This is a genomic window from Limnofasciculus baicalensis BBK-W-15 (genome assembly GCF_024178385.1).
Lineage (GTDB): Bacteria > Cyanobacteriota > Cyanobacteriia > Cyanobacteriales > Coleofasciculaceae > Limnofasciculus > Limnofasciculus baicalensis.
Genome location: NZ_JAMZMM010000411.1, coordinates 1 through 4,817 on the forward strand (window position 1 = coordinate 1; position 4,817 = coordinate 4,817).

Annotated in this window: 7 protein-coding genes and 1 pseudogene; 7 read left to right on the plus strand and 1 reads right to left on the minus strand. The window is 41.3% G+C overall.

Annotated features, from left to right (window positions below; genetic code table 11):
• Positions 1–49: 49 nt before the first annotated feature.
• The gene (locus NJ959_RS25535) at positions 50–217 is read right to left on the minus strand and encodes a hypothetical protein (RefSeq protein ID WP_254014571.1); all 168 of its coding nucleotides are present in this window, start codon (positions 215–217) and stop codon (positions 50–52) included.
• Between the two features lie 180 nt (positions 218–397).
• On the opposite strand from NJ959_RS25535, the gene NJ959_RS25540 reads away from it, so the two are divergent.
• The 7 genes and pseudogenes from NJ959_RS25540 to NJ959_RS30840 all read left to right on the plus strand — a co-directional run bounded on the left by NJ959_RS25540 (position 398) and on the right by NJ959_RS30840 (position 4,674).
• Positions 398–1,102, plus strand: coding sequence for a hypothetical protein (locus tag NJ959_RS25540; RefSeq protein ID WP_254014572.1), 705 nt, complete (start codon positions 398–400; stop codon positions 1,100–1,102).
• 69 nt (positions 1,103–1,171) lie between these two features.
• Positions 1,172–3,094 (plus strand): protein kinase domain-containing protein, encoded by a 1,923-nt coding sequence (locus NJ959_RS25545; protein WP_254014573.1) that lies wholly within the window; start codon positions 1,172–1,174, stop codon positions 3,092–3,094.
• 77 nt (positions 3,095–3,171) lie between these two features.
• On the plus strand, positions 3,172–3,423 hold the full coding sequence (locus NJ959_RS25550; RefSeq protein WP_254014574.1) for a type II toxin-antitoxin system Phd/YefM family antitoxin: 252 nt from the start codon (positions 3,172–3,174) through the stop codon (positions 3,421–3,423).
• On the plus strand, positions 3,424–3,678 hold the full coding sequence (locus tag NJ959_RS25555; RefSeq protein ID WP_254014575.1) for a Txe/YoeB family addiction module toxin: 255 nt from the start codon (positions 3,424–3,426) through the stop codon (positions 3,676–3,678).
• 51 nt (positions 3,679–3,729) lie between these two features.
• Entirely contained in the window at positions 3,730–4,137 is a 408-nt protein-coding gene (locus tag NJ959_RS25560; protein ID WP_254014576.1) for a hypothetical protein, read from the plus strand.
• Between the two features lie 76 nt (positions 4,138–4,213).
• Entirely contained in the window at positions 4,214–4,453 is a 240-nt protein-coding gene (locus NJ959_RS25565; protein WP_254014577.1) for a type II toxin-antitoxin system HicB family antitoxin, read from the plus strand.
• Positions 4,453–4,674 (plus strand): annotated as a pseudogene (locus tag NJ959_RS30840) (type II toxin-antitoxin system HicA family toxin). Before NJ959_RS25565 ends, NJ959_RS30840 begins: the two are co-directional and overlap by 1 nt.
• Positions 4,675–4,817 lie beyond the last annotated feature (143 nt).

Below are 4,817 nucleotides of genomic sequence, written 5' to 3' on the forward strand. Positions count from 1 at the left end.
AATGCCTTTCATCCCCGGACTCAAGTCACGGGGTTTTCAGGCTATTTTCTTATAACTTAACAAATTCACAAACGGCTGAAAGTGGCTTAACTTCGTGAAAATTATTAAGATTAATTCTCAATACTTGACGAATTTGCGTCGTTTCAGCTATTGTTGTCCAATAATCCAAAGGAGGGCTAATAACCTTTTGGGAATTTCCCACACTATTGTGAACCACTTCAATATTCTCTATCTCAAGTGAATTGTAAAGATTTATGAAAAAAACTTGACCATTGAACAGATGTCCGCAAATCTGCTACACTGGTGTTACTTAAACAAAAAACCTAAAAATATTAGCGCCGATCGGAGCTGTTAAGAGCAGCCACCGACGGCTAACCCCCAAACTGAAAAAAGCAGTGTGGCGGCTAGAAGAAATGGTAACATTCCTTTAGCCACCCCGACTCACTATTGTCATGGGGTGGCTAAATTTTTGGGTGGTCAAACCGCTCAAAACCCAGGAGTGAAATCCATGTCCGTAAATTTGATTACCGCTGGCATCGTTGACCCAACTGCATTTTCACTGGCTCGAGTCCGCGTTCAAGTGGCAGCATTTCTGAAAGTACCATTCCGGCAAATAGAACGGATTGAGTGCTGGCGTTACCAAATTTGGGTAAAATTCGTCGAAGGGCGCGGTAAGTTTATCAGTTATCGCAATTTACCGCTTTGGGTAGAACAAGGGCTAATGGCGATAGGAAATTGTCGCGATCGCGCAAGTCTCGACGAATTAGGCGAAATCCTCCATACAGAAGCCCAATGGTATGACAAAGACCAAGAGTCAGAAACCGTTCAGAAGTGGCGGGAAGCTTGGGCAAAAAAAGCTCAGTACCTGCGGCAAGAAGAGGAACGCTTAAGACCCATGCGGCTGCGCCAGGAAGCAGGTAGCACATGGCAAGCAGCATGGGGACATGTATTGCAATGTTGTAGCGATCGCATTTTCCTCGAAGAATTAGCGCCAGAAATTAAGCGTCAAGGTCAAGCCTTTGCCGATTTGCCAGAAGTAGTCGAGGGAATTCAGGCTATGTGGCAAAAGCGCTGGGAGGAATTGGCACAGGCAAGTGCCTAGGAAAAGAGTAAATAATTGCTGTAAACTGGCACAATCCTGAAATGAATTCCCTCCTCAAGTATGTAAATATTGAAATATGAACTCAACAGGCGTATTACTCCCATGTTAGGCAAGTTACTAGACGGACGTTATCAAGTAGATCGAGTTCTTGGTGCAGGTGGATTTGGCAAAACCTATCTGGCACAGGATACTAGACGACCAGGTAATCCTGTCTGTGTAGTAAAACAGCTTAAGCCTGCCAATAGCGACACCAATTTCTTGGAAACCGCCAGACGGCTCTTTACTAGCGAAGCGGAAACCCTCGAAAGACTGGGACATCACGATCAGATTCCTCGGTTACTGGCTTACTTTGAGGAAGACAAGGAATTTTACCTGGTGCAAGAATTTATCGAAGGGCATTCCTTAAGGCAAGAATTGCTACCTGGTCAACATTGGGCAGAAAGCCGAGTTATTGAGTTACTCCAAGAAATTTTAACGGTTTTAGAGTTTGTCCACCGCCACGGGGTGATTCATCGCGACATCAAACCAGATAACCTGATTAGACGTAACTCTGACAATAAAATAGTTCTAGTAGATTTTGGCGCAGTAAAACAAGTCCGTACCCAACTATCCAGTACTTACGGACAAGTAACTAATACTGTAGCAATTGGTACGCCGGGATATATGGCAAGCGAGCAGGCGATGGGGCAACCTCGTCCGACTAGCGATATTTATGGATTGGGAGTTATTGGTATTCAAGCATTGACAGGATTAATGCCAATGCAGTTTCAGGATGATATTAATACAGGGGAAATCCTGTGGGAGCATGTGGTGCCAGTCAGTAAAGGACTCGCCGATATCCTCACCAAAATGGTACGGTATCATTTTAAAGATCGCTATCAGTCTGCAACAGAAGCATTACAGGCTTTACAGCAAATTAGAAATAATCCATCAAGTCCAGGATATCCCACCCAACAAGATATCCCAGGAGCAAGAGAAGCTGCACCGCCACAGCGTTATCCTTCTCCTCCCTCACAACAGCGTACAATGCCAGTAGCTCCGGCTCCTTTACCTCGACCACAACCACCAACTCCTCCTCCCCCTAGCAGACAATCAGTATCTACCGAAAAAGCTGACGGATTACCTCTCGCTATCGGTGTGGGAATAGCATTAATGGTGGGAGTAGGTATGGCTTATGCTACCAGTCAAGGCTTTTGGAATGCCTTCTCGTCGGGAAAATCTGGAGAGCCAACTAATTGTACTGTAGGTAATAGCCCGCTCAATGTGCGATCTGAACCTAACACTAATACAGACGACAATATAATTAAGACTCTTACACCAGGGGAGTCTCTGGCTATCTCTAATAAGAAGCAAAATGGTTGGGTAGAAATTAATGCACCAACTAAGGGATGGGTATTTGAACAGTATATAGATTGTGGTGGAAAAGCAACAGTCGCCAAGACTGAAGCTACTCCTGCTCCAGAAGAAACTGAAGCTACTCCCACTCCAGAGGAAACCAAAGCTAATCCCACACCCAAGGAAACTAAAGCTAGCTCCACTCCCAAAGAAAGTCCCTCACCCAAAGAATCGCCAGATAAAATAAAATCAGCGATTGAAAATGGCAAGATTTTAGCTGCGGCAGCCCAGAAATACCAACAAGGGAACTTAGATGGAGCGATCGCAGATGTTGAATCCATTTTAGCTGAAAACCCCTCCTACAAAGAAGCCCAGGTAAAAATCGAGCAATGGAAAAAGGCTAAAGCACAATTCGATAAGGTTCAAACAGCTTATAATGAAGGTCGCTATGTTGACGTGTTAAGGGATGCGACTGGTGTCAATTTTCCCGGCAATCCCTATTTGGAGGAAAAGTTGAATCAGTTAGTGCAAGAAGCCAAGCGGAAAAATGAAACCGAAGGGAATCAGGAGGAAAAGACTGAGGAAGGACAACCCCCTCAACAAAATCAAGAAACTCCCTCTGACAATCCTACTCCAGAACCAGATAAATCCCCTTAAGGTGTAGGTGTGTAAATTCTAACATCTTGATACCAGGATCGGAAACTGGGTTGATAGCAATAAGGTTAAAAACAATTATGGATGCTGTTCACTATACAACTGCACAAAAACAATTAGAACAAACAATGGATAAAGTTTGTGAGGATTGTAATCCTGTCGTTATCACCAGAGATGACAAACCTTCTGTGGTAATTATGTCCTTAGAAGATTATCTGTCTTTTGCAGAAACTGCCTATCTACTTAGAAGTCCTAAAAACGCCCAACGTCTCCTTGAATCTATTGATGAATTAGAAGGAGGAGGAGGAAAAAAAAAGGAGTTAATTGAATAAATGCACCTGATTTTTTCAGAAAATGCTTGGGACGATTATTTATATTGGCAAAAAACTGACAAAAAAATACTAACTCGTATTAATAATATCATCAAAGATATTCAGCGTTCTCCCTTTGAAGGTATTGGCAAACCAGAACCATTAAAACATAATTTATCCGGTTATTGGTCAAGACGAATTGATGACGAACATCGGATTATTTACAAAGTCCAAGAAGATGGAATTTTAATTGCACAATTAAGATATCATTACTAAATAGGGCTTGCTGTATGGAGTTTTATTTCACCCTAGCCTGGAGGAAATCTCATGACAAACTCAACTGAACTCACAAAACTCAAACTAACTATACTAGAATTAATAGAAAAAGGTAAAGGACGATGGAGTTGGTATGAACTAGCCCAAGCTCTAGCTAATCGAGATGTTGCCAGAGAACCCGATCTCATGGTAGTATTGCACCAGTTAGCTGAAGAAAGTTTAGTTAAAGAGTATGTAGAAACAGCGTCACCGCGAGATCGATGGGAATTAACACCTCTGGGTTTTCAGCAACTGAAACTGTTCAAATTACAGACATGGGCAAAGTCCCAAATTAATTCTATCGCTAAACCGGAAATAACAGAGGACATTCCGATTGCTATTTTGCAGTTAATCGACGATTTCGATCAATTACAAGATCAAGTCAAAGAATTAGAGAAAAAACTAGCCCATCTAGTATAGTCTATGTCTGCACAACTCCACAAAAACAATTAGAACGAAAAGCCTTAAATTAACTATAGTTACAGGAGTTTTGCTAATGCAAACCTTAATTAAGCTGAATATAGAAAAATACGAAGAAGAAGGACAAGAATATTTTGTTGCTACAAGTGATGATTTACAAGGTTTAGTTGCTGAAGGACAAACCTTAGAGGAAGTTATCGAAATTGCAGAAGATGTAGCGAGAATATTACTTGAGATGGAACAAAAAGACAGTAAAAAATTAACTTTATTTAAAGTTCCCAATCAATTTGAATACCCTCTTATCTTAGAAATATAATGGGAAGATTAGCTGGATTTTCTTATCAAAAAGTAACTCAAAAACTACGAAAATTAGGCTTTGAATTTTATCGTAGCGCCAAAGGAGATCATGAAATTTAGTATAATTATATCACAGAAGCAAAAACAACTATTCCTCATCATCGAGAAATTAAAGAAGGAACATTAAGAAATATCTTAAAACAAGCTCAGATTGATGTAGATGTATTTCTTGATATATGATGCAATCTAAAAAAAAGATATTATCGATAGAGCAAAATCTCAGCTAAAACCCATAACCTCCCCTCAACCCTCTGCGCACCTCTGTGCCCACCTCTGCGTACCTCTGCGTTAAAAAAAAACACCCAATCCAACCACCCCAACCC

Bases quoted from the DNA above. Each gene is read 5' to 3' on its own strand.
- NJ959_RS25550 (WP_254014574.1), top strand. From the start codon at position 3,172: ATGGATGCTGTTCACTATACAACTGCACAAAAACAATTAGAACAAACA.
- NJ959_RS25555 (WP_254014575.1), top strand. From the start codon at position 3,424: ATGCACCTGATTTTTTCAGAAAATGCTTGGGACGATTATTTATATTGG.
- NJ959_RS25560 (WP_254014576.1), top strand. From the start codon at position 3,730: ATGACAAACTCAACTGAACTCACAAAACTCAAACTAACTATACTAGAA.
- NJ959_RS25565 (WP_254014577.1), top strand. From the start codon at position 4,214: ATGCAAACCTTAATTAAGCTGAATATAGAAAAATACGAAGAAGAAGGA.